17 protein-coding genes and 1 rRNA gene are annotated in these 26,584 nt (G+C 41.0%); all 18 read right to left on the bottom strand.

The window, feature by feature from the left end; translation table 11 throughout:
- Positions 1-438 (bottom strand): 16S ribosomal RNA (locus G603_RS0101665); the annotation flags it as partial.
- Between the two features lie 453 nt (positions 439-891).
- The gene (pyk, locus tag G603_RS0101660) at positions 892-1,881 is read right to left on the bottom strand and encodes a pyruvate kinase (RefSeq protein ID WP_026669113.1); all 990 of its coding nucleotides are present in this window, start codon (positions 1,879-1,881) and stop codon (positions 892-894) included.
- The gene (locus G603_RS0101655) at positions 1,874-2,836 is read right to left on the bottom strand and encodes an alpha/beta fold hydrolase (protein ID WP_026669112.1); all 963 of its coding nucleotides are present in this window, start codon (positions 2,834-2,836) and stop codon (positions 1,874-1,876) included. The genes pyk and G603_RS0101655 overlap by 8 nt, the downstream gene beginning before the upstream one ends.
- On the bottom strand, positions 2,823-3,554 hold the full coding sequence (locus G603_RS0101650) for a glycerophosphodiester phosphodiesterase (protein WP_026524667.1): 732 nt from the start codon (positions 3,552-3,554) through the stop codon (positions 2,823-2,825). The genes G603_RS0101655 and G603_RS0101650 overlap by 14 nt, the downstream gene beginning before the upstream one ends.
- Before the next feature lie 60 nt (positions 3,555-3,614).
- The gene (locus tag G603_RS18865; RefSeq protein WP_051207346.1) at positions 3,615-5,096 is read right to left on the bottom strand and encodes an MFS transporter; all 1,482 of its coding nucleotides are present in this window, start codon (positions 5,094-5,096) and stop codon (positions 3,615-3,617) included.
- Between the two features lie 127 nt (positions 5,097-5,223).
- Positions 5,224-5,901: a GDSL-type esterase/lipase family protein gene (locus G603_RS0101640; RefSeq protein ID WP_026669111.1), complete on the bottom strand. Its 678-nt coding sequence runs from the start codon at positions 5,899-5,901 to the stop codon at positions 5,224-5,226.
- A 199-nt stretch (positions 5,902-6,100) separates the two neighbouring features.
- Complete coding sequence (locus tag G603_RS21215) at positions 6,101-6,934, bottom strand: prepilin peptidase (RefSeq protein WP_051207343.1); 834 nt, start codon at positions 6,932-6,934, stop codon at positions 6,101-6,103.
- A 72-nt stretch (positions 6,935-7,006) separates the two neighbouring features.
- Entirely contained in the window at positions 7,007-7,618 is a 612-nt protein-coding gene (locus tag G603_RS0101630; RefSeq protein WP_155830999.1) for a hypothetical protein, read from the bottom strand.
- A gap of 2 nt (positions 7,619-7,620) precedes the next feature.
- Positions 7,621-7,944: a type IV pilus modification PilV family protein gene (locus tag G603_RS0101625; RefSeq protein ID WP_026669109.1), complete on the bottom strand. Its 324-nt coding sequence runs from the start codon at positions 7,942-7,944 to the stop codon at positions 7,621-7,623.
- A 9-nt stretch (positions 7,945-7,953) separates the two neighbouring features.
- Complete coding sequence (locus tag G603_RS0101620) at positions 7,954-8,682, bottom strand: hypothetical protein (RefSeq protein WP_026524671.1); 729 nt, start codon at positions 8,680-8,682, stop codon at positions 7,954-7,956.
- Complete coding sequence (locus G603_RS21210) at positions 8,657-10,594, bottom strand: BspA family leucine-rich repeat surface protein (protein WP_051207341.1); 1,938 nt, start codon at positions 10,592-10,594, stop codon at positions 8,657-8,659. Before G603_RS21210 ends, G603_RS0101620 begins: the two co-directional genes overlap by 26 nt.
- A 42-nt stretch (positions 10,595-10,636) precedes the next feature.
- Complete coding sequence (locus tag G603_RS0101610) at positions 10,637-20,005, bottom strand: BspA family leucine-rich repeat surface protein (protein WP_026669108.1); 9,369 nt, start codon at positions 20,003-20,005, stop codon at positions 10,637-10,639.
- A gap of 90 nt (positions 20,006-20,095) precedes the next feature.
- Positions 20,096-20,725 carry a type II secretion system protein GspM gene (gspM, locus tag G603_RS0101605; RefSeq protein ID WP_026524674.1) on the bottom strand — a complete coding sequence of 210 codons (630 nt, stop codon included), beginning with the start codon at positions 20,723-20,725 and terminating at the stop codon, positions 20,096-20,098.
- Positions 20,722-21,393 carry a hypothetical protein gene (locus tag G603_RS0101600; protein WP_026524675.1) on the bottom strand — a complete coding sequence of 224 codons (672 nt, stop codon included), beginning with the start codon at positions 21,391-21,393 and terminating at the stop codon, positions 20,722-20,724. Before G603_RS0101600 ends, gspM begins: the two co-directional genes overlap by 4 nt.
- 14 nt (positions 21,394-21,407) lie before the next feature.
- The gene (pilM, locus tag G603_RS0101595) at positions 21,408-22,409 is read right to left on the bottom strand and encodes a pilus assembly protein PilM (RefSeq protein ID WP_026524676.1); all 1,002 of its coding nucleotides are present in this window, start codon (positions 22,407-22,409) and stop codon (positions 21,408-21,410) included.
- Between the two features lie 63 nt (positions 22,410-22,472).
- Positions 22,473-23,696: a type II secretion system F family protein gene (locus tag G603_RS0101590; RefSeq protein WP_026669107.1), complete on the bottom strand. Its 1,224-nt coding sequence runs from the start codon at positions 23,694-23,696 to the stop codon at positions 22,473-22,475.
- Between the two features lie 11 nt (positions 23,697-23,707).
- Entirely contained in the window at positions 23,708-24,763 is a 1,056-nt protein-coding gene (locus tag G603_RS0101585; protein WP_242829637.1) for a type IV pilus twitching motility protein PilT, read from the bottom strand.
- 15 nt (positions 24,764-24,778) lie between these two features.
- The gene (locus tag G603_RS0101580; RefSeq protein WP_026669106.1) at positions 24,779-26,563 is read right to left on the bottom strand and encodes a leucine-rich repeat domain-containing protein; all 1,785 of its coding nucleotides are present in this window, start codon (positions 26,561-26,563) and stop codon (positions 24,779-24,781) included.
- Between the last annotated feature and the right edge of the window lie 21 nt (positions 26,564-26,584).

The raw sequence follows: 26,584 nt of genomic DNA, 5'->3' as shown, positions 1-26,584 counted from the left end.
GAAATACTTCTTCACTCACGCGGCGTCGCTGCATCAGGCTTTCGCCCATTGTGCAATATCCCCCACTGCTGCCTCCCGTAGGAGTTTGGGCCGTGTCTCAGTCCCAATGTGGCCGTCCGACCTCTCAGTCCGGCTACAGATCGTCGCTTTGGTGGGCCGTTACCCCGCCAACTGGCTAATCTGACGCGGGCCCATCTCGTACCACCGGAGTTTTTCACACTGTATCATGCGATACCGTGCGCTTATGCGGTATTAACAGTCGTTTCCAACTGTTATCCCCCAGTACGAGGCAGGTTGCCCACGCGTTACTCACCCGTCCGCCACTAAAGATCATCAAGATTCTGCCGAAGCTTCATCAGCGATAATCTTCCGTTCGACTTGCATGTGTTAGGCACGCCGCCAGCGTTCATCCTGAGCCAGGATCGAACTCTCACGTTTAAAATTTATCTAATCACTTAAAGTGACTGGATCGTTCGTCTGACCAGAACTAAAGCTTGGCTTTGTTCTGTCCGTTTTTACCTTGTTAGGTTTGTTTTGTTCTCTGAATATTCGTTATTGATCAGAGCCGGTATTGCGAAACGCTTCGCGTTTCCCAATCTTTTGCTTTCGCAAAATAAAATCATTCATGTATAGCTCTTAGCAAGTAAACTTGCACGAGCTATCCCTGATTGATTTTGCTCTGCTCAATGCTGTTTGGAATTTTCAGGGTTGCATTACTATTCCATTGTCAAAGTGCTTAAATACTGGGCTCGCGGGCTTTTTGTTTGTTTGCCGTGCGCCGCAGCGAAATTAAATATATCACTCTCCTATATGGGTGTCAACAAAAAATTTCACTTTTTTTCAAAAAAAATTGCAGTTTCCTCGGAAGCCGCAATTTTACTGGATTTAGCATTAAAATTTTTTTGAATATTTCTCTGCACTGAGTACTGTTTGCTTCAAAAACCTTATTGTTTCCACCGGAAATTGGCCTACAGCAGTCTCTCCTGTAACCATTACAGACGAGGCCCCATCTAGGATTGCGTTGAATATGTCACTGACTTCTGCCCTTGTTGGAACAGGATTATGTTCCATTGATGCAAGCATTTGAGTTACAACCATAAATGGTTTATCGGCCGCATTGCATCTAGATGCAATGTCTTTTTGTATTCCGGGCAGTTCCCACAGTGGTACAGCATTGCCAAGGTCGCCTCTCGCGATTATGATCTCGTCGCATTCTTCCATAATAGAAGAAAGCTTATCTATTCCGCGCCTGTCTTCTATCTTGGCATAGATGCGTATATTATCAGCACCGCAGAGATGAAGTTCCTTCCGAAGAATAGCCACATCCTCACTCCCTCTCACAAAGGGCTGCATTATTCCGGTTATGCCATTCTCTGCCGCACACTTAATATTTATATGGTCAGCTTCAGTCAGAGTAGGCATCTCTATATTGAAATCATCTGAGGCTATGCTTTTGCGGCTCTTAAGGACACCGCCACGCTTTACTTTGGCCAACGCACATCCATCTGAGCACGAAGAAACAACTGCAGCTATCTTTCCATCATCAAAAGCCAGTTCCATTCCGGGACGAATATTCTCCAAAATCCGAGAGTTCACAGGAATCCAGTCTTTTCCAATCACAATCTCCTGACCTTCGCTTAGCTGCAAATCCTCCGACAATACACCTATCCTAAGTTCCGGGCCTTGAATGTCCACAAGTATAAGGGGCTCTACGCCCACTTCCCGGGCGGCGCTTTTGACCATATCTATGGTATCTAAGTTGTCAGCAAGCATGGAATGGGACAGATTAAGTCTCACTCCCGTCATGCCGGCTTCGAACATTGCTTTCAGTGTAGCTTTATCACTGCAGGATGGGCCGAGAGTTCCGAAAATATCAGTCATTGTCTATTATCTCCAATACCTGCCTAAAGTATTCATTACGAGTCTCTTCCAATGCATTGAATATCTCATGCCTAGAATCCTCGAAGTTAATGATCTTCGCTTGAGGGACTTTGCGCTCGAATTCCCTATATCCGTCAGGATCGATAAGATGGTCCTCCCCCGCAGTGAATACTGTTATGGGCAAAGTGAGCCTTGAAGTATTTTTGAAAATCCTGTCAAAAACCTTATAGCTTGCAAGCCCCCACCCAATAGCTGCTCCATAGGTCTGATAATGCTCATCCTTTAAACGCATCTCAAACATATAGTCGTAGCGCGGTTTTGACTGGGTACTGCTGGTCTCGAAAACAGGCTTTGCATCAAAATGCTTCTGGCCGGGGCCCATGGATTTGCGCTTGCCAAATAAAGTTGCGTAGATGCTTATAAGACTTATCACAAATTTAGAAGGAACAGACTTCATCTTAAGCATGGGAGAACTAAGGATAGCCCTGTCAAAATACCCTGGATATTTTTCCATGAAAAGGGTGCTTACAGCGCCGCCCATTGAGTGCGCAATAAGGATAAGCTTTTTCTCTGATGTTGTAGGCACAACTACTTTATCCATAAAAATGCGCAGGTCCTCTACGTAGGTATTGTAGTCATCTATATAGACTACGTCGGGTTCCTTCATCTTGCCCTCAGAGTAGCCGTGTCCGCGCTGTTCTATAAAGTAGAATCCAAAGCCAGCCTGGTAGAGATACCAGGCGTACTCATGGTATTTTCCGAAAAACTCACAAAAGCCATGAACGAAAACTACTACCTTGGTAGCGTTTTCAGGGATAGCAAAATAGTAATTGAGAGTTGTTCCGTCAAAGGACTTGAACTTGCCCTGTTTTACGTGGGCTTTGCGAAACTCCTTATTCTCAGTTTTCATGATCTGTGTGAAGTTGTCTTCACCTAAAAAATTAACCTTGTTCATATATCTTCCTTGCCTTATCAGGATAGTTAGTAATTACGGCATTTACGCCCATGTCGCGGCACTTTATAAGGTCTGCCTTTTTGTTGACGGTCCAGACATTTACGTCGATTTCAAACATGTTGCAATCATCCATATAATCAGGGTACTGCAGGTTATAGAATGCGGGATGAAGTGCATTTACGCCATTCTCTGCAGCGTAGCCGGGCATGTTGAGGTGACCGTCTCCGTAGAGAAAGCCTACTTTTGCGTCGGGATCCATATCCTTTATCTTCATAACAGAGTAATGGTTGAAGGATGAGTAGATGACTCTGTCGGAAAAGCCCTTTTTCTTTGTAAGTTCTACGATCTTATCCTCAAGATCAGGGTAGAATATCTCCCCGGTCTTTAGCTCGATGTTGATGGTAAGGCCTGTAGGATCAAGGAGATCAAAGACCTCTTCCATAGTAGGAATGTGCACGCCTTCATAAGCCTGATTGCCATTGCAGAAATCAAACTTAAGAAGCTCCTCATAGGTGTAATCCTTGATGAAGCCTGCACCGTTACTGGTTCTGTCTATAGTTTCGTCATGGCAGACCACGATCACGTCATCTTTTGTAAGCTGGATGTCAAGCTCTACTCCATCAGCCTTCATGTCTGCAGCCATTTTGAATGCAGGAAGGGTGTTCTCAGGTGCATAACCACTGGCTCCGCGGTGTGCCCAAATTAAAGGATAGCTCATAATTTTACCTTCTTTCTTCTTATGTAAATAACCGTTTGTTGGAATACGATTTTTCAAAAATCAAACCTTCTTGTTTGAGTTCCTGATATCCCAGAGTTTATCGTAGGAAAAGCCTGTTACTTTCTCGCAGATTCGCTTCTCTTCATCTGATGCTACTGAAGGTTCTTCGCCTTTTCTGCGGGCGATATCTTTTTGAATGACTGCAAACTCTTTTCCTGTGATAGGGAAAATAGCAGCAACCACAAACAAAAGCGTGATCAAAATCGCAGGACAGATAATAAATATCAGAGCTATTCCCTGCTGCGTGCCAAGGGACTGGCGTCCACCCTGGTTGGCGATTACTTCGTCGTAGCCAACTGCTGATAAAAGAATTCCGATTACAGCTGCAGATACTCCTGCGGAGATTTTTCTAATAAAGGTAGCCATGCCGGAAACGATGCCCGGTCTTCTGATGGATGTAATGAGCTCGTCAACTTCAGCCATATCAGCCATGATAGCGAAAATACTGGTGAGCGTAGCTGCATTACCAAATCCGATAAGAGCCGTCAAAACAAGGATCAGAACGATATTTGCGCCTTCATAGGAAAAAGCAAGAAGTCCCAAAGTACCAAGGAGCCTTATGGGAGCTCCGATAAGTATGGTTGTTCTTTTTGATGTCCTGCTCATTACAGGTCCCCAAACAAGCATACCCACCAGCTGTGATACCAGAAGAACTGCCATAAGATAAGTAAAGTATCCATTTCCGTAGCCATTTAAGACATCATCCACATAGTACACAGCCATGCCGGAAACGAAATCCATGCCGCACTGTCCAAAGAGGTAGAGCCCAAGGAAAAGCCTGAAGGATCTGCTCTTTAAGACGCTTACAGACTGCGGGAAGCTCTCTGCAAGAGTTGTGTTTATAGGTTCCTTTTTCTTTTCCCAAGTGCCAAAGAAAGTAACAAGGGATGTGCACAGGAAAAGAACACTGAAAATAAGCGCACACTTCATGTACAGTCCGGTGTTCAGCGTATCTGTAATAATGAATGTCGGAATAAGTCCGCATACCATGGAACCAAGAGTTGACCAGATCATGCGGCAGTTTGAGAACTTTGCACGCATGGCATAATCATCCATCATGTCCGGAAGCAGACCGTAATATGGAACAAACAGGATTGTAAAGCCCGTGGAAAACAGGCAGTACATAAACAGATAAAAGATATAAAGAACTACAGGTGAAGTGCTGGGAACCCTTACCCACAACAAAAGGAAAGTGATTGACGAAGCAAATGCACCTATTAAAATATAGAACCTCTTTGGTCCGAATTTGGACGTGGTTCTGTCAGTAATATTTCCCATCATGGGATCTGTGATGGCATCCCATACTTTTCCCACAAGCGGGATTGTTCCTGCAAGAGCTGCAGGCATACCAAGAGCCTTGGTCATAAATACTGCAAAAAAAGTGTTGATGATGACAAAGGCTCCCCCATTGTAAAACTCCGCCATGCCAAACATCATTTGATGAAGAAAATTATAATTTGGTTTTCTTCCATAACATTCCATAAATGCCCCCAAAACCTTTCGCTTTCATATTTGATTGAAATCCGCAGCTAGTGCGGATCTCTGAAATTTCATTTATAACAAATAGCACGTCCCCAAATCAGGTGGGGACAACGCCAAAAATCATAAATCAAAGATATTTCTTCATATTTTCAAAAACAACTTCGTAGGCATCAGACCACATGTGGATTCCATCGATTGAAAATTCCTCTTTGGTCTTGCCGTCAGAGCCTGTGAGGCCATCGTTTACGTCGATATAGTTGTACCCAAATTCCTCGGCGAGAGCCTTAACTGCAGCGTTGGCTTCAGGGAGTCTCTCCCTGCGTAAAATCGCTGCTCTGTCAGCGCCGGGCCATGGCATTTTTGCTGCTACTGTCTCGTTTACAGGATAATAAGCCATAAGGTAAACCACAGTTTCTGGAAGTTTTTCCTTAATTTGGGTAAGTACCTGTCTGTAATCAGAGATGAGCTTTTCCTTGGTCTCATCAGGTATGCTGATGTCGTTGGTTCCGATATTGATGAAAATCTTAGATGGCTCTAAGTCAAGAATCTGCTCGTTCATAGCATCAAGCATCTCAGGAATCGTGTATCCGCCGATGCCCCTGTTATAGATTGTCAGATTCATTCCGTGATTTAAAAGAATCTCCTGAATAGGAAACTGCTCCATAAGTGATGAGCCTGTAAAAAGGATCTGTCCCTTTTTCACAAACTTGTTCAGATGTCTGTAACGCTCCAGCTTATCAGCCTTCTCGCGCTTCATAAAATCCCCAATAAATTCTGAAAATGCGTTTTTGCTTTCTTCTGCCATAATGTCCTCCTGGTTAGTAATATATATAGTACATTTTACCTCAAAAAAAGCGGGCTGTCGCACCAATTTCTTAGTGTGAAAGCCCCCTAACTTAACAATGATCAATCGAAACCCTTTTCTTTCATCAATTCATTGTATATAGCCTCTGTATCATAGTCAGGAGCGTATTTTTCTGCCACCTGACATATAAAACACGACTCTACATAAGCAGCCCAAGGTACCAGTTTGTAATTCTTTCTGAAAAAATCAAAAGCAAATATCCGGAAAATGCTATGGCAGGGCCAAAGGGAAATGCCTTTGAAGCATCCGGGTTAAGCAATCGCCTGATTGCTGCAAATAAAAGTCCGCTGATGCAGGAAAAAATGATAAGCTCATAGCTTCCGGCATATCCAAGGTAAAGTGCCAGCATTGCAAAGAGTTTAATATCTCCACCGCCCAGTGCTTCCTTTTTAAGGAACTTCTCCATTGCCATAGTCAAAAGAAGCATAATGGCGAGCATCAAAATTCCTGCCAGAAGATGATGTCCAATCCATAAGAGCGATGCCTTTGTAAAGACGCCTTCTCCTGACATGAAAGGCGCAGTCACTATCCAGGTGATGATCCCTGCAAGGATGCATCCATCAGGAATTTCAAAGGTCTCAAGATCTGTAAGCGCTATTATAAATAGGATTCCCGAAAGAAAAAGATTTCTGAAAAACAATACTAATGTAGGAACGTCCACAGTGAACGCAAGTCTAAAAGAAGGCTCTAACACTGCAAGGTACATTGACAGTGTTATTATGCCAAAAGAAAGCTCAGTAAGTGGATATCTAGGTGATATTTTTTCTTTGCAATATCTGCATTTTCCCTTTGTAAGAAGATAGCTGACTACAGGAATAAGATCTATTGCAGCAAGGTCGTGTCCGCAGTACATGCAGTGGCTCTTACCTTTTACAAAATCCTCTTTCCTGCAAATTCGAATTGCAGTGCAATTAAGAAACGAACCGAATATAAGTCCAAAGATGAAGACTATTGTTCTGAAATAAGCATACATTTTGTGTCATCCCCCCGCATATTAAATGTTGCTTATTCTATATTAACTCAAAAGATTTTTGCGCACAATCCATCATAGCTGTGGAACATCTCTAAGAATCGGAAATACCACAAACTCATTCTCCATTATTGGGGTATCAGTTTTGTTCGCTTTATAAATACCAATATTAACAACAAAATACTGGATTTTATCGTCTTCCTCATGAATATCTACAACACATGATGATACAAGTCCATCACCATAATCCGTGTAAGATGCCTTGTTTACCAGACTATAGTTTACGGTTCTGGTTGATACCGGATCAGTATATTTCATAACAACTCTTCCAAAATTGCCGGCTGAAGCTGCAATTTCGGTGTCGTCAGCAGTAAGCAGAACTATACTGAATGGAGCATACTCCTGATTCTGGCTCGCACTGTAATATACTATGCCATCATCGGTATTCTCCACCTTTACAACATAAGACAGCTTGTCTCTTATTGCAAGTGACAAAGTCCTGCAGAGCATGGTGGCCTCACTGTCTGTAACAATATCGTCGTAATGGTTTGCTGCTAATCTCATGGTAACAACAAGTATAGATGTAGTAAGCATCATAATGAGCGTGCACAGCAACAATTCTGTCAATGAAAAACCACCGTTACTTCGTATTTTTTTGGACAAAAACTCCCTCATACGTTTCATCATAATCAGTCATTCCCATATTCATATTCATAAAAATACAAACGTCCGCTACCAGGATCATCATCTTCGCTTGAATAATTAAACAGTTTTACCTGAAAAGATGCAGTCGTACTCTCATAACTAACATTTACTGTGGCAGAATAATCATCAGCACCAGTCTCAGTAGATAGCGAAGACTGCAGCTCTTTGGCCGCTTTAGTCCCTCTTGATGCGGTAGTGATGGCACCGGCAAGAATCATCATCCCGAGCACTGTTATGAGTGTTGCTACCAGTGTTTCTATCAGTGATTCCCCTGATTTGTTTTTCAATTTTTGAAAAAATAATTTCATAGCTCATCCTCAAGGCTCGTCCGGATCATTGACATTTCCGGTCTTATCATTGTAAATACGCCAGCTGATTCTGGTTGTTGTCGACTTAACAGTATTGTCAGGTTTTCTCTTTACTCTGTTAGTACTATATCCATAGAAATCGAGGCTGGACTGGTAAATCACAGAATCATCCTTTTCATCCAGTGCCTGAAAAACTACAGAAAAACCATTCTCTCCATAATCATCCCGATCATCCGGAGCATTTATGATTACCTTTACCGGATTCATTTTCATCCCCGGCGCATCGGAAGAAGTAACTGTAAGCATGGATTCGGTCATGGATTTGTCACCCTTAATCACGGCAAAAATAGCAGCCTCAAAGCCTACCAGATTATCACCTGTAATCTCTCGAATTACATACTTTGCACCGGTTTCATCTTCTAACCTCTCTGTCCTCTTGATCTTATAAGTTCCGGAAAGAGATTCTCCACCAGTAATGTCTCCGGGATACTCAACCTCAATATACAGACCATCCAGCTGTTTCTGAATCATCCTCGCGGCTGAAGAAACAGCCAGATATGCCTGCTCGTCTTTTAGTTGTTTTCCGGACGTCTTAATCGCTGTACTACTGATTGTCACCAGTGAAAAACTGATAATTACAGCAACAAGAAAAACTGCCAGAGCAAAAACGATCGTTGCACCATTTTGTGATTCAATTTTCTTTCGGAATTTTTCAATCACCATTACCACTGCCGCCATCTCCCTCTTCACCACTATTTTCAGGTTCATCAGAATTTACAGGCATTGCATCTTCAGAATTACTACTCTCTTCTTCGGTGCTGCTTTCTTCATCGTCAGAAGAACCGCTCTCCTCAGATGACTCATTACTCTCCTGTGCACTTTCTTCCTCTGATGAGGAATCTTCGCCGGTATCTGCACTTTCATCAGAAGCATTCTCTTCAGATCCGCTTTCTTCTGATGAACTCTCCTGTGCTTCTCCCTGTTCAGAGCCACCTTCCTCTGAGTTATTTTCACCGGAATGATCCCCTTCAGAAGCATTTTCTTCTGAGTTATTCTCTTCTGAATTGTTCTCTTCAGAATTGTTCTCTTCTGAATTATTCTCGCCGGATTCACCTGACTCATCGGACTCACCGGTATCCTCTGTCGACTCTCCGTTATTCTCTTCTTCAGAAGCCTGTTCTTCTCCTATGCCATCTTCCTGTTTCTCTGTGTCAGAGCCATCCTGAGATTCTTCTGCTTCCTTCGCCTCTTCCTTCTTCTTTTTCTCTTTCTTCTTTTCCTCTTTCTCTTCATCAGGAAGATCAACCAGTATATCTTTGGTCATTGGAATAGGTTCTTCAGCATCTACATCATCTCTGAAATATCCATAATCTCCGTCAAGATACGAATATGTTCCATCTTCATTATCAAAATAGTCAGCATCATCAAGACGAGCATATTCGCAATCAATATGATCCTCATCCCAGACTGTACCATTTCTTCCTACCAGATTCTTGCAACCGGCAAACATATTATCTGATTCTTCTACATTTTCAGTATTAAATCCTTCGCCTACATATATGCCAACCAGTTCTGAGCATCCATCAAACATAGAAGTCATATCAGTTACATTTTCAGTATTCAGATCTGTAAGAACTAATCTCTCCAATGAACTGCAACCAGCAAACATATTACTTAAATCCGTAAGGTTCTGTGTACTACACTCAAATTTTAGAGAAGTAAGTTCAGAGCATCCTGCAAACATGCTGCTCATATCAGTAACATTAGATGCATTCCCTTCCATTTCAACAGAAGTAAGTGCAGTGCATCCTGCAAACATCTCCTTTAAACTAGACACATTGTCAAATGTCATCCCGCTTAGATTAACATCTTCGAGTGATGTACAACCGGCAAATAGTCTCTCCATATTACTAACCTGAGATGTATTTAAATTATTTAATCCTTCAACTGATTTCAGATTAGTATATCCCTGGAACCATCCTGCCATGTTATGAGGCTCTGCATCCTGACCAAATCCGGCATAGAAAACTATTCTCTCAACTTTGTCCGCATAATCTCCCCAAGGATGACTCTCGTCATCACTTAAAAGGAAACAACCATCAAGATCTGCACGGTATTCAGACTCGAACTTCTCTCCTTCATGACCACCTCTAAGCCCACGCTCAAAGTAGATAGTATATAACTCATCTGATGTCTGATATACCCTGGCCCATAACCGGCTCTCAGGATTAGACATATCTCCATTGGCATCCTGACTTGCAGATACCTTCTTAATCTCACTCTCAGCAACTATATCCATAAGTTGCCTGAACTCTTCAGGATCTACTATCTCCAGGATACCATCGCCCATATCTGTAATACTATAGGATGATTCGATAAAATCTGTTATCGCTGCAGAAGTCTCTCCATCAGCCTCTGAAAGAATACTGCCCACATCGAAAGTGAATCCAAGAACGTAATTACCTGCATCGGCATTCAGCTTCGCCACAAGTTCTCTAGTAGCCTGTAACGTAGCTTCATCCAATTCTTCTCCTGCAGGATCCGTAACGTTCACTTCTTCCTCAGCATAGACCCTTATGGAAAAACCCTGCATGGCAATAAGTCCAATAGATGCGGCTAGCGCCATGATATTCATAATTCTTTTTTTCATAGTCTCTCCCTCACTTTCATGAAAATAGGTCCCTATGCTTTATTAAGGATTTGCTGCAGCATATGCCTCAGCAGCAGTAGCATAAAATACGCCTTTGTAGTAATAAACTGTTAACGGTCCGTTTTCAGTAGAAATAACTAGTTTCAAGTATCCGTCCGTTATCATCTCTGACTCAACATCTGTAAAATATCCTGGCTGTCCTGTTAATTTACGATCAACCCTAATGTATTGCTTGTAAGCCGAGTAATCAGTTAAAGACTGCTGCCTTGTTCCCTGTCCACCTACAATATTGGGACTATTGAGGAATATATACTGACAATTACAACTTGCGGATGCTACAAAGTTATCGGTAGCCAATATAGTTGTTAATCTTTCACAGAATCTAAACATCTCGCTCATTGATGTTGCATTAGCAGTACTAAAGCTCCTCATATCCATTACCTTAATTTTTTTACAATTATAGAACATCTTGGACATATCAGTAATATGTGTGGTATCCCATCCTGTAAAATCTAATGAAGTAATTTCAATACAATCATTAAACATTTGGCTTGTCGATGTTAATGCTGAAGTATCCCATGAGCTCATATCCATACTGGTTAATGCGCTACATCCGTTAAACATTCCTGTAACATCTTTCAGAGGATATCCCGCAAGCTGACCTGCATCAAAAGATGTCATCCTAGTAAATCCGCTAAACCAATATCTCATAGATATAAGCTGATATGACTCTCTATCGTGAAATTCAACATCGACTATATTAGTTCTATAGTCATACCATGGGTAATCCGATGCATTTTTATATCCGCCAGTACTAAGTAATCCCAAATCTGCTTCCAAAGTGCCGTCACTCTCCATCATGCTTATGGATGACTCATAGCTACCACCATTACTACTGTCAGCAAAATAAATATGTAGTCTATATTCACCTGCAGTACTTGATTTCTCTAACAATGCAGCCAAACTATTAGCATAATTTGTGTAGTATCCGGGCTCACCAACAGATGCTCTATCAACTCTCGCATATTGTCTGTAATCCCTGTATCCATATAAATCTGATCCATGTGTTCCTTCACCGCCAATTAGTTTAAGAGAATATAAGAACATGTACTGATAATTTGCTGTCTCTGAACCGCAAAGGTCATTTGTAGCAAATATAGTTTTTAATTCCGTACAATTCCTGAACATATTCTCAAATGATGTAACATTCGCTGCATTAAAACTACTAAGATTCAATGATTTTATAGAAACGCAATTGTAGAACATATCCTTCATAGTAGTTACATTCGTTGTAACCCAACCTGTAAAAGCTAACGTTGTGAGACTTCTGCACTCATTAAACATGGCATTAAGAGAGGTTACCCCTGATGTATCCCATGAGCTCATGTCTAATTTGTTCAAAGAACTACATCCACTAAACATTCCCGTAAGGTCTTTCAGAGGATATCCCGCAAGCTGACCTGCATCAAAAGATGTCATCCTAGTAAATCCGCTAAACCAATATCTCATCGACGTAAGTTGGTAAGCACCACCATCATGGAATTCCACATCAACAATACTCGGTCTATACTTATGCCACGGATAATCCGCTGCGTTTTTGTATCCTCCTTTATTAAATAAACCTAAATCAGCTTCTAATAAGCCTTCTGATTCCATTGAATTTTTTGAAGCCTCATAACTGCCGCCATTATCACTGTCTGCAAAATAGATGTGTAATTTATACTCATCAGCATTTGCCGTTTTCTCAATCAAAGCTGCCAGGCAATTTGAATAATTCGTATAATAGCCAGGCTTACCTTCTGAAGGATTATCAACTCTCGCATACTGTCTATAATCTTTATATCCTAGCAAATCAGAACTATGAGTTCCTTCTCCACCAATCAATTTCGGCGAATACAAGAACATGTACTGATAATTTGCTGACTCTAATCCGCAAAGATCATCAGTAGCATAAATGGTTGTCAATTCACTACAGTTTCTGAACATATCATAGAAGTTTGTCACATTAGCAGTATTAAAGCTTCTAAGATCCAGAGTCTTAACAGATGAACAATTATAGAACATATCGTTCATGCTGGTAACGCTTGTTGTATCCCAGCCTGTAAAGTCAAATTCCTTTATTTTTTTGCAACCATTAAACATGCTGCAAGTTGTCTTAAGATGCGATGTATCCCATGTATGCATATCTAGGCTTGTCAATTCACTACAGCCATCGAATGTTCCAGTCAGATCTGTCAAAGAATATCCTTCGAGCTGATTTCCATCAAACGCTTCCATCTTAGCAAATCCGGTAAACCAATACATCATTGATGTAAGATTGTATTTCTCACGGTCATTAAACTCTACAGATATTATTTTGCCTCTATTGCTATGCCAAGGATAATCACCAGCAAAACGATAACCTGCAATATTGAACATTCCAAGATCTTCCTGAAGAGAACCATTACTCTCTGCTAAAGCTTTAGCGGTATCATATGTTCCACCATTTTCACTATCAGCATAATAAATTTTTAGCTCATATTCTCCTTCATTTGCAGATTTGATAAGAAGAGCACCAAGACATGTCTTCATATCTGTCAGATATCCAGGAACCCCTTCACTTACTGCACGATCAAGCTTAGCGTATGGTCTGTAATTGTAATTTTGCGCCGTAATATTTACAGCCTTAGTACCTTCACCTCCAATAAGGTGTCCATCTTCCCAGAACATTAGACAGCAATCCGTTCTATCTGTCACAATAAAGATATCTGTCACAAATATTGTCCGCAGCAATCCACACTCACGGAAAGTCTGGTTAAAGCTTGTAACTGATGATGTATCAAAGCTTCTAAGATCTAAGGTCTTGATAATGGAACACCTGTAGAACATTCCACTCATATCGGTAACGGATCTTGTATCCCAATTTGTTACATCAACGGAAGTAAGTTTATTACATCCATAGAACATATAAGAGGTTGTCTTCAGATGCGATGTATCCCACGTATGCATGTCTATACTTTCAAGTGCTGTGCATCCGTAAAACATATTTGTAAGATCGGTAAGAGGCTGATTTTTGATCTGTGATGCATCAAAGTTCTTCATCTTAGTAAATCCACTAAACCAATGCATCATGGAATCAAGTGTATACTTAGCCTGATCATGGAACTTGGCATCTACAATATTTCCTCTATAACTATGCCATGGATAATCCTCCGCAAATCGATATCCGGCAACATTAAGCATACCCAGATCTTTATACAAGGTACCATCATTTTCAGCCTGTGCCTTTGCAATATCGTAAGTACCACCATTTTCACTGTCTGCATAATACAAATGGAGTATATATTCATCTTCCGTTGCTGTGTTTAAAAGAAGAGCACCCAGACATGTCTTCATATCTGTCAGATATCCAGGTACCCCTGTACTTACAGCACGATCAAGCTTAGCGTATGGCCTGTAATTGTAATTTTGCGCCGTAATATTTACAGCCTTAGTGCCTTCGCCTCCAATAAGATGTCCATTTTCCCAGAACATCAGGCTACAATCTGTACTATCGCTTACCGTAAATGCATCCGTCGCAAATATTGTCCTCAATCTGCCGCAATCACGAAAAGTCTGGTTAAAGCTTGTAACTGATGACGTATCAAAGCTTCTAAGATCCAAGGTCTTAATAATGGAACACCTATAGAACATTCCACTCATATCGGTAACGGATCTTGTATCCCAATTTGTTACATCAACGGAAGTAAGTTTATTACATCCATAGAACATATAAGAGGTTGTCTTCAGATGCGATGTATCCCACGTATGCATGTCTATACTTTCAAGTGCTGTACATCCGTAAAACATATTTGTAAGATCGGTAAGTGGCTGATTTTTGATCTGTGATGCATCAAAGTTCTTCATCTTAGTAAATCCACTAAACCAATGCATCATGGAATCAAGTGTATACTTAGCCTGATCATGGAACTTGGCATCTACAATATTTCCTCTATAACTATGCCATGGGTAATCCTCCGCAAATCGATATCCGGCAATATTGAACGGTCCTAAATCCATAAACAGACTACCATCATTTTCTGCAGCTTCTTTGGCTGCTTCATAGGTTCCTCCATTACTGCTGTCTGCATAATATATATGAAGTACATATTCTTCTTCAACATCAGTCTTAATAAGCAGAGCTCCACCACATGTAGAAATCTCCGTGAAATAACCTGGAACCCCAGTACTAACAATTCTGTCAAGTTTGACATAAGGTCTGTAATTGTAGTTTTGAGCAGTAATATTTACTGCCTTTGTGCCTTCACCTCCTATCAGGTGAGCATTTTCCCAGAACATCAGGCAACAATCCGCATTATCTTTTGCAATAAAATCATCTGTTGCAAAAATGGTATGTAATCTACCATTATCGCGGAACATCTGATTGAAGCTGGTAACATTTGCTGTGTTAAAGCTTCTAAGATCCAATGTCTTTATAGCAGAACATCTATAGAACATTCCACTCATATCTATAACAGCCGTGGTATCCCAATTACTTACGTTGACAGAAGTAAGTTTCTTGCACTCATAGAACATATACGATGTTGTTTTTAAATGTCCCGTTGTCCATGTGTGCATATCAATGCTCTCAAGGACAGAACAACCGCTAAACGTGCTGGTAAGATCAGTGAGCGGCTGATTCTTTATCTGTGATGCATCAAAAGACTTCATAATAGAAAAATCACAGAACCAATACATCATAGATGTCATCGTGTATTTGTCGGTGTCATGAAACTTAGCTTCTACAATCTTCCTCCTATAGCTATGCCACGGATAGTCATCAGCAAATCTATAGCCCGCAATATTAAACACACCAAGATCCTTGTATAATGTACCATCGCTCTCAGCCTGTGCTCTTGCAGACTCATAGGTTCCTCCTCTGTTCTTATCTGCATAGTACATGTGCAATTCATATTCTTCTTCTGCATCTGTCTTAAGCAGAAGTGCGCCACCACAAGTAGATATGTCAGTAAAATACCCCTCTACTCCTGTACTTATTACCCTGTCAATCTTTACATATGGTCTGTAGTTATAATTATCATTATAGATATAAACAGCTTTTGTTCCCTCACCACCTATCAGTCGACCGTCATCCCAGAACATCAAAGAGCAATTAGCTCTGTCATTGGCCACAAAATCGTCAGTAGCCAATATTGTTCTCAGTCTGCCACAAGCGCGGAACATCTGCTCAAAAGATGTAACATTTGCAGTGCTAAAGCTTCTTAAATCCAATAGTTTTATAATGCTACAATAGTAAAACATACCACCCATATTTTTTACATTCGTGGTATCCCACCCCGTCACATTAATAGATTCCAACTTCACGCAATTATAGAACATATAATCAGTGGTAGTTACACTGTGTGTATTCCACTTGCTCATATCAACTCTCTTAAGTTTTGAACAACCATAGAACATCTCGCTGAAATTAGTTAGTGGATAACCTTCTAACTGATCAGCATCAAATTCTTCCATCTTCTCGAAGTTTTTAAACCATTTGCGCATGGATGTCAGACGATATTTATCCCTATCATGGAACTTAACATCAACTATTTTACGTCTGTAAGAGTGCCATGGATAATCGTCATCTTCTCTATAGCCACCAATATTAAACTTACCAAGATCTTTTTCAAGCGTACCTGAAGCCAAAAAAGAAGCTTTTTCCGCAGTATAGGTATCACTCTTAGCGTGATAGATATGAAGTCTGAATTCATTATCAACACCCGTCTTCTCAATAAGCGCAGCTCCACTAGTTTCTATATCTGTGAAGTAGCCTGGTTCACCAGCTGTAACAACCCTGTCAAGTTTCATCATCTCATTATATCTGTAATTATTTGCCTGCAGATTTTGACACGGAGTACCTTCACCTCCTACAAGTCTTGGGCAATCCCAACATGCCAAGCTTGTGTAAGCCCCACTGTCCACATAAAATGCATCGGTAGCAAAAATGGTAGTAAGTTTGCTACATGCTCTAAACATATGATAGTAATTTGTAACATTTGTCGTCACGAATCCGCTGCAATCAATAATTCGTATCTTGTTACAGTTATAGAACATATGAGACATATCTTTAACGAGAGAAGTATCAAACATATCCATTCCCTCTATCTCAGTTAGTCCTGTAAAATCTTTAAACCAGTCTTTTACATAATACGTCTCAGCAGACTTGCAGAATTTCTCCGTGAATATAACCTTAGTAATCTTAGACTTATTACTTCCACTCCAACCTTCACCATTGGATGCCCAAGGAACAACAGCCACGTTAAGGAAGCCATCCTCAGCATTACCCTGCCATTGAATGACAGGTGCCTCTGTATGGCCATTTTTCTTCCATGCGCCACGCTCAAAGTACATGGTATATGTGCCGTCACCATTAGCAAAAATCCTGGACCAAAGCATCTCAGGCTTTTCCAGCCAGTCGCCATAATGCTTAACATTGATAAGTTCAGGCATGGCAACACTATTAAGCTTGCTGGATAAAGCCGTAGGAGCATATTTGTAAGGTATTATGCGATCAGGATTACTTGCAGCAGTAAGTCTGTTTTTGCCATACTTTTCTACAAGCTCCTTGATTTTTGCATAATCACATTTGATGTTTTCATCATCATACTGATCAACTATAAAGTCGCCATCTCCACCATAGGTGTAGAAGGTATTTTCATCGATAGTACTCTCAAGACCTGCCACAAGATACACTGTAGTAAGCGACTCAGCAGGTTCTGTTTCACTGGGATATCCTTTTATATATCCATTTGCATCAAAGGTAACCGCAGTAAAAGTATCATCAAAAATATTGTCGTAGTTAAATAAGCTAAGACAATTGGTAACCGTAGATTTTGTTGTTGAGATTCCACCTGCAGTCTCAGCATTTGTTCCTAAAACAAATCCGGCTGAATAGCATTTTGTGAACTCCGGCTGGTTTGATCCTGATGCTTCGATTTTTCCTGCAAGTCCGCCAACTGTTACTGCACCAATATAACAATCTGCATAGCTTTCGTTCATTTTTACACAATTGGATCCACTACCATTATTGGCACCGGCAAGTCCTCCTGCTATACTACCCGGACCCTCTGCCAAAATAATTGTAGAAGCAAAGCTGTTCTCTATTTTTGTTTCATCTGCGCTTACACCATTAAAATATGCAACAAAACCTGCAGCAATACATTCTCCGGAAGTGTCTGTCGACCAGATCCAAGGAGAGTTAATTGCCAGTGGTCTTGCTGTATTTGAGGTTTCTCTGGAAACATAATATTTTGCGTTGTCTGTAGATACGCCGGAACCCAGACCTGCCTGAGAATACATTCCTGCATACTGATCAGAAACTTCGACAGAGCAATTAGTGATGGTCACAGCGCCACCATTGTGTCCTATGAGACCACCAAGCTTCTTGGTAGCGGTATTATTGGCAGAATAAAGCATTACGCCATCTGTTTTACAATCTTCTACAGTAAGTTCTTTTGCACCTTCACTGCCAACAAGGCCGCCAAGGGCACCTCCGGCTGTATTGATCTCACTAATTACAGATTGTGTAACCTGGAGATTTTTCATGGTGACATATGATTGTCCGCCACTCTCACTGCTATTGGTTGCACTGTATCCAAGGCCACCTACAATACCGCCCTGGTTAGTGCCGGTACCATGGTTGCCACCATCTGCATAAATTATCAGGCCGTTCACTTTTATGTTTTCAAGGTCAAAATATCTGGCACTGCTTCGTCCGATAAGTCCGCCGATTTCACCCTGATTAGCTCCGGTCTCAGTATATTCTATTTCTGATTTGCTAACCACACAGTCCTTTATGACTATATGATCATCGTTTTCACCCATTCCTCTGTCAGAACTGTAAACAATGTTACCTACAAGGTTTCCAACTCTCGTATATCCACCGGATGCGTAATTCGGTTTGGAGATTTTTATTCCTTCAAGATTTACATTAGTAATGCTTGAGCCACAGAATTTACCAAAAATACCCAGGTTTGTCTTATGTTCAGCATCCCAGTCATTATATGAATCATCTCGTGCTATAGTTACATTCTTGATACCTTCAAGAGGATTATTATCCTTGTCTTTACTTGTAATACCACCTGCTTCATTCCAGGTAACCATTCCATCAAAGACATCTATTCTGTCATTAATAACCGGACAATATGACAGTGTAGGATAAACAGATCTCCAGTAATCATATTCATCTGCTTCGCCACCAATTCTTGTAAAGTTAAGGGTTTTCGTCTGTTCTACATGAATAATTCGGTCGTATTCATCAGGTATTCCGGCATATTTACGGTCAAGATTCTGCAAATGTCTGCAATATGAGATTTTTACAGTATCATATCCGGGATCTGACCCATCGTCGCCTTCAAAGAAACGGAGGGTGTCATACAGCGAATTTTCCTGAGCGGACATAGTAAATCCATTCGGTAAGTCTTCAAATGGCATGGAAATAACGCCGCCACAAGTAGCACTCAGCTCAACAAGAATATCCTCACCCGGGAAGAGCTTGTTAGAGCTATCCATAACTACTCTGTCGACATAATCCACTTTACTTACGTCATAGGTACCATTTACAAGATTTTTGAACTGGAGCCCTGGCTCAAGTTTATCTATAGGTATAGATGCATAATATCCTCGTTTTTCCAGATCAAAGCTTGTGGCACTATAAGACATGGTACCTTCTATAGCGCACACAGCACCGGAATCTATACCGGTAATGGTAAGAGTATACTGTGCATCCCTTGGTCTCTCATTGTTGTTTTCATAATATAGTGTGGGATTTTCATCTACTGAGGGCAGACCAATAAATATATCTGCTACCAAAAGTTCTTTGTTGGTTAGTTTAAGAGTTGTCTTGATCTTCTCGGGATTTGATGTGGGCTGATTAGGCAGAGTCTGAGCACTCTCCGGATTGATTCCACACCAGCCCACCTTACCGTCTCTGGCGTTCTTGTTCTCTTTGCCTCTTAAGGAATCGTTAGGCACAGTTGCCCAAAGAGAATCATTTTTGAATTCAGCGGTAGTATAAAATACTTCCTGCACTGCATACAAAGAACCGTCGACTTTATATGAAATATAATAGTCGCCGGCGTTTATATCACCACTTACTGCCTCTGCGGGAAGAACAATCTGTGCAAGCTCATCTCCGTTTCTGACATTATGGTCGCCATCAGCCCCCAGCTCCTCAGAATGACCTGAAAGTGCTGCTGCCTGTATGTTTCTGTCTGCTGCGATAAATATTGTCTCAGCAATTTTATCCAGAGATTTCTGTCTGGAGGATTTGACCATGTTTAAAGCTCCTACAACAGCCAATCCACCCAGTACCGCGATAATTGCTACGGCAATAAGTACTTCGGCTAGTGTAAATCCCGCTTTAGAATTCGCTTTTCTTGTCTTCATCATAGTCTTCCCCTCCGAAAAAATATTTCTGTCTTATAAAAGACAAATAAGCGGAGCCCAAACCATTGGGATTACACTCCGCTTAAAATACCTTTATTCGGAAGCTGCCGCCTTTTTCTTGGCATTGGCATCCTCCGGCAAATCGGCATCCTCTTTTCCCTCATACATGGTCTCGTAGAAGGTCGCTCCGCAGCTTACCTCCACTTCACCTTTAAGCAGGTTAGGGTTGTCTTTTGAATTAGAGACTACCGTCATATCGCCCACAAGGCATCGTATTTCGCTCTGTTCAAGAGCATCAATGATTTTTTGTGCGGTTGCATAATCTTTTGATGTAAAAGTAAGTGAGAAATTTCTGCGAATCTGTTCGCTTTCTCTGGTACTTTTTGTAAAAGATATAAGATAATCCTTAGTCTGAGCTGATAGTACTTCATGCATAAAATCAAGCTCCTGACTACCTGCATTGTAGCTGGGCATATAATGATCTGCTCTTCCATTTTCCTGAAGTGTCTTAATCTCGGTTTTCATCTGAGCTATCTGATCACTCTTTGCCCTAAGTGCTACCAGCTGGTTTTCCATATCCTGCGCCTGCGCCTGCAAACTGGTCGTCTGTTCGCTTAAGGGATTAAACAGAAGCAGATAGTAAACTGCAACTACTACAATACCAATCAGTATGCCCAGCAGGACTTTTTCTCTACTCGAAAGTTTTCTGGAAAGTAGTTTCACGATTCTTCCTCCGTATTCTGTTTAATCGACAGATTGACCTTAATCTGCGCTTCAACTATTATATCGGTTCGATTTGTCTCTTCATCAAGTGCTGTTTCTACTTCTACTTTTTGAGCATTAACAACAGATACACTTTCGACATATTCCTGTTCCTGAAGAACTGTTCCTATTTTTCCTACACTTTCAAGGGTATCTGTATTTATGTTAATAAGCATTACATTGTCCTGAATTATGAAGGACTTTACTGTGGTCTTGCCATCAGCTATGACATCCACCAGATCACAGGCAATCACTCTGCTTATACGTTCATTCTCTTCATCTGTCATGAAGGTCCATGTCAGATGATAGAACTGATCTGAAAGTTCATTCTTGGAATCCAAGTTCGCGCTGAGGGATTCCATCTCCTGCTGCTTTATGGCAACATCATTTTGTGCAGCATTGAGTTTTGCAAACAGATCAATTACACCAACTTTTACAAGCGCGGCTACCAATATCAAAGCAAGTACAACCTTTGGGATATATTTGACCCATTCGTTAGATTTCTCCTGTTTGATCTCAGCAAAATTGATATGCGTTTTCTTTGTGATATTGCCTGTCTTTGCTTTCTTACCGCTTTTCTTTACTTTGGTAACTTCAGCTTCATTAGGACTACCTTTTACCAGTTCCATAGCATCCCCCGTTTTTAATCGAGCAGCGCACCCATTGCGCCGGCTGTTATATTAAGATCCCCTGTCGTGTTATAAGAAGGGAAGGTGTCGTTCATGGTAACCACATTCATTCCTATCCGCTCTTCCAAAATCTCTACAAGCGGCTCTATCATCGCTCCGCTTCCATATAGAACAACATCGTTAAGTCTGGAACTCATGTCAGACATTTCGTAGAAGTTGAAACCTTTGATCACTTCGTTGGCTATGTCATTATATGATTCCATGACTCTGGGCAACTTTGTGCAATCCTGATAATTAGTTCTAAGATAGGTTCTCGCAAGACTCATATCGACGCTCATTTCATCTGCGATGGTTCTGACTATATGCTTTTCTCCTATATCAATAACATGTGAAAGCTTGAAGCATCCTTTCTTGAAAACCTGCATACGTATCCGCTTATTACCTATATCAAGGAAGCATCTTTCTTTGTTAAATTCCTCTTCGTCTTCATAAAGCTTCAGCAGAGACTCCAGTACACAGATCTCAGGAACTGCCTTCACAAGCTTCATGCCTGCAACCTGAAAAATCTCTGTCAGTTCCTCATAATGATCTGTAGGAACCGCTGCCGCTAAAAGATTCATGGTATCCGGGACCTCGCTGTCACTGGTTTCATTCTGCTGAGGTCTGTATGCATAATCAAAGATGTATCCTTTAAGCTCACCCTTTATGAAATCCCTGAACTCAAAAGGGAGATTCACTCTTACCTGTTCCTCAGTCATCCTGGGAATGTTTACATTTCGCATCAGAACGATATCACTGCCAAGGACATACGCTGCTTTTTTACTTTTGAAGCCGTTCTCACGCATGGTACCCTTCATAAACGTAGCAAACAGGTTCTTTGCAACAATTACGTCGTCTTTGATAATATTGTCCGGAATATCCACCCACATGGTTTTAAATCCCTTGCCCTGTTTCATAGCAAGTGCCAATCTTCCATGAAGTGCATATACTGCTACAATTCCATCATTTTTGGCCATTTCATCCCCCTTAGATTATGCGTGCTGCTTTTCTTTACGCATGCTGTTATAGAGTTTTCATGATCACATTGTGTTATACATTTCAAACATTGCCATGTAGATAGCGATTACGATAAATCCTGCAAACCCCGCCAAAAATACCAAAACAGCAGGTTCCAGCATTGCTATCGCCTGAGCAACCGCCTGCTCAAGTTCGTTATCGTAATACTCAGCTACGGTTTCCATGGTAGCCTGCATTTCACCTGTTTCTTCACCGACACCTACCATATCTGTCAGGATATCAGGAAAACATTCAGCTTCACGCATGGCTTCTACTACTGTTCGACCTTCTTCAATCTTAGCTACCATTTCTGCAGTTTTATCTGCAAAAAGTGCATTTGTCATAACATTCGAAGTTATATATACTGCCTTCGTTACAGGAAGTCCTGCCTGCATCATTGTCGCCATTGTATTAGCGAAAAGGCTGGCAGCATTAAGCTCTGCGACATTTCCAAGTACAGGAAGTCTTAACTGAATCTTGGCAAGATTCATGGCCCCTTCATGGGTTCTTCTGTACATGATATATGCAATGGTAAAAAGCACAGCAATTATGATGAAATATACAAAAGTATCTCTTACAAACTCGGACATTCCGATAAGCAGCTGTGTCATAAAAGGTAATTCGCTTCCGCTCTCAGCAAACATAGATGTAAATGTAGGCACAACCTTTACCATAAGTACGATTACAACGATGATAGCTATAACAAATACAAATGCAGGATATGTCAATGCGCCTCTGACTTTTGATCCCATTTTTGTCTGTTTGTCAAAGTGCTTATGTATAGAGGCAAAGGACCCAACCAGATTACCTGACTGCTCGCCTGCTCTAATGGTCTCACAGAAGGTTGGTGGTAACAGACCACCTCCATGATCCTCAAACGCAGAAGATAACGTACGTCCTGATTCCACGTCATCCCCTACTTTAACCAGTAGATTTTTAAGAAACTTATCGTCAGTCTTGTTTCCGATAAGTCTTACCGCTCTGGCGATGGGTATTCCGGCCTTCAAAATAGTCGAAAACTGACTGCACATCATGGTGAAGGCTCTCTTATTGAGCTTTTTTCCACCAAGATCCACTGTCAAAAATGAAGGAAGCATATCCGATACACTTTTTACCTCACTAATGGAGAGTACAATCTCGTACTGCTGCCTAAGCTTGGCAGTTGCTTCCACTTCGTCTATAGCCTCTATCAGACCTGTTACTTCGATTCCGCCTACGCCCTGTGCGGTATATTTGTAGCTGTTCATTATATCCCCCGTCAGTACATAATGTTCCTGTCAACAAATTCCTTATTTACTGCGTAATGAAGTGCATTATCTCTGGTTATTAGTCCATTCTTGACCAGTCTTATAAGTGCCTGATCCATTGTCTGTCCACCGATTTCTGCGCTGGTTGCAACAGCATTTGCAATCTGTGGTGTATTGCCTGTTCGAATAAGATTCCTTATGGCATCTGTAACAATCATGTATTCAGCTGCAAGAGCTCTTCCGCCGCCTTTTTTCTGGATCAGCTGCTGTGTAAGTACAGCCTGCAGTACCATGGATAACTGTAGTCTTATCTGTGGCTGCGCCGCTTCAGGAAAAACCTGAACCATACGATCGACAGAATCCGCTGCGCTTCCTGTATGAAGAGTTCCAAATACCAAATGGCCTGTCTCAGCAGCAGTTATTGCTGTTTCAATAGTGTCCCTGTCACGCATTTCACCGATGAGGATTACATTGGGATCCTCTCGAAGTGATGCTCTAAGTCCCATTGCAAAGCTTTTGGTATCTTTTCCTACTTCTCGCTGATTTATTGCACAAAGATCCGGCTTATACATATACTCGATAGGATCTTCAAGGGTCACAATATGTCTTTTATAGTTGTGATTAATGTTATCCAGTATAGCGGCCAGCGTGGTTGATTTACCGGATCCTGTTTCTCCTGTTACGAGGACTATTCCTTTATGCAACTTAGGAAGATCCAAAACTCCAATCGGCAATCCCAGATTTTCAAGCTGCGGTATGTTCTCTGACAAAATTCTGAGTGCCAGTGAAGGAACACCCTGCTGCTTAAAGAGATGGATACGGCATCTATTACCTGCGTAACTGTCTGCTGCATCAAGTTCGCCTTCTATCATAAGTTCATCAAAGGCTTTCTCTGTCTTCGAGAGTTCTTTTGCCATCTGCATACAATAATCTTCTGTTACGATCTCTTCAGCCATATTTTCCAGATCACCGCTTTTTCTGTATTTTGGCGGCAATCCGCAGATAATATGTATATCAGATGCTCCGTCTTCTTTAGCTTTAACTACCAGCTGCTCTATCGTCATCATATGAGCTTATCCTCTTTATAATTTTTCAATCACAACCGTCTTTGCTATCTTTGATTTCTTAATACTGCTCTTGTATTTCTTAAGTTTTGCTTTTGGCACCTTGATAACTGCCAGCTTGTTTATTCCATAAAAGGCTTTTTTACCAAAGATTTTAACTTTCTTTGATTTAATCTTTATCGTCTTAAGCTTTGAGCATTTAGCGAAAGCTTCTTTTCCTATCTCCTCGACTTTTGAACCAAGTTCAAGTGATTCTGCACCTTTACAACCATAGAAAGCTTTCTCACCAATACTGGTGATGCTTCCTGTCAATTTAAGCTTTTTAAGAGATTTACAATTATAGAATGCCTTCTTACCAATTTTCTTTACATTGCCGTTAAGGTTGATACTCTTAAGAGCTTTGCAGCCGTTAAATGCATTGTCATCTATATATGTGACGTTTCCACTTAGCTTTACTTTTTCAAGAACTTTGCATCCCTTAAACGCATTCTTGGCTATACCTGTAACCTTATAGGTCTTTTTCTTGTATGTAATGGTCTTTGGTACTTCATATGTAGTTATTTTTGTGTCTTTTATATTCGTTATTTCAACTTCATTCTGTTCAACAGTACTGTATTCAACATTACTTACTTCCATCGGAACGCCTTTTTTTGCCATTCCAACGAAAGAGAATCTGTTTTCCGTGGCATACTCCTCTGTCTTGGTGTCATAGTAGCCATAGATTACAAAACCAGGAACCGGTCTTGTACCAGCTTCACTCTCATAGTACCCAAAAGCATTTGTACCAATACTGGAAACTGAATAAGGTATGGATATACTTTTTAGTTCCGGTTCATCATAGAATGCTTTCGACATTATCTTGACGATACCTTCGCTGAGGGTAACCTCTCTTACTCCTACGCAAGAGGAAAAAGCACTACCTTCAATAGTCTGAACATTCTTGGGAATATAAAGATTCGTTACACTGTAGCATTTCTCAAAAGCCTTGCTGCCTATGGATGTAAGGCCGGTCGGAATATGTATTTCAGGAATACTCTGGCACTCTGAAAATGCTTTAGTTCCCAAAGAAGTAATAGAATCAGGGAAGTTAATACTGTTGATTTTTGTACACTTAGCAAATGCACTGTCAGATACCGATTCCAAGCCGTTTGGAAGTGTAACTGTAGTAAGAGCTGTACACTCTGAAAAGCACTTTGAAGGAATTTCTTTCACCTTTCCCGGTATATTTATGCTCCTAAGCGATGAGCATTTATAAAAGCAGTTTGTGTCAAATGACATAAATGTTCCGGGTAATACGATATTTTGAAGGTTTTTGCACTCTTCAAATGCGCTCATACCGATCTTTTCAAGTGATGGACTGCCGGTAAAATTTACAGTCCTAATGCTTTCACTTTTGTAAAAAGCAGAATTACCGATTGCGTCTACTGTTTCTGGAATGTTAACAGCAACAACATTAAAGCCTGTATGATCGGTACCACCAATGATAGGAGTACGTGTATTATCTTTTGAAAAGGCATACTCACCAATAGCGCCTACAGGATATGTTCTACCCGCGAATACAATACTTGATGGAATGCTAACCGTTGTGTCAGCGCCTGTATATCCTAAGACCACTGCTTCATCGGCTTTTATCTGGTATTCCCAGCCATCGTCATAACCTGCCGTACGACACCCTTCATATGGAATTCCCTCAACATATGCCTTTACATCCAATCTTATGCAAAGGAGAAGGCCAAATACAGCAACCATGCAGATGCTTTTTATAAGCTTTTTGATAGTAACGATATTCTTCTCATTCCTCATAGCACTACCTCATAAACCTAT

This window comes from Butyrivibrio sp. AE3006, from assembly GCF_000424165.1.
GTDB lineage: Bacteria > Bacillota > Clostridia > Lachnospirales > Lachnospiraceae > Butyrivibrio.
This window is presented reverse-complemented; position numbering and strand designations above follow the sequence as displayed.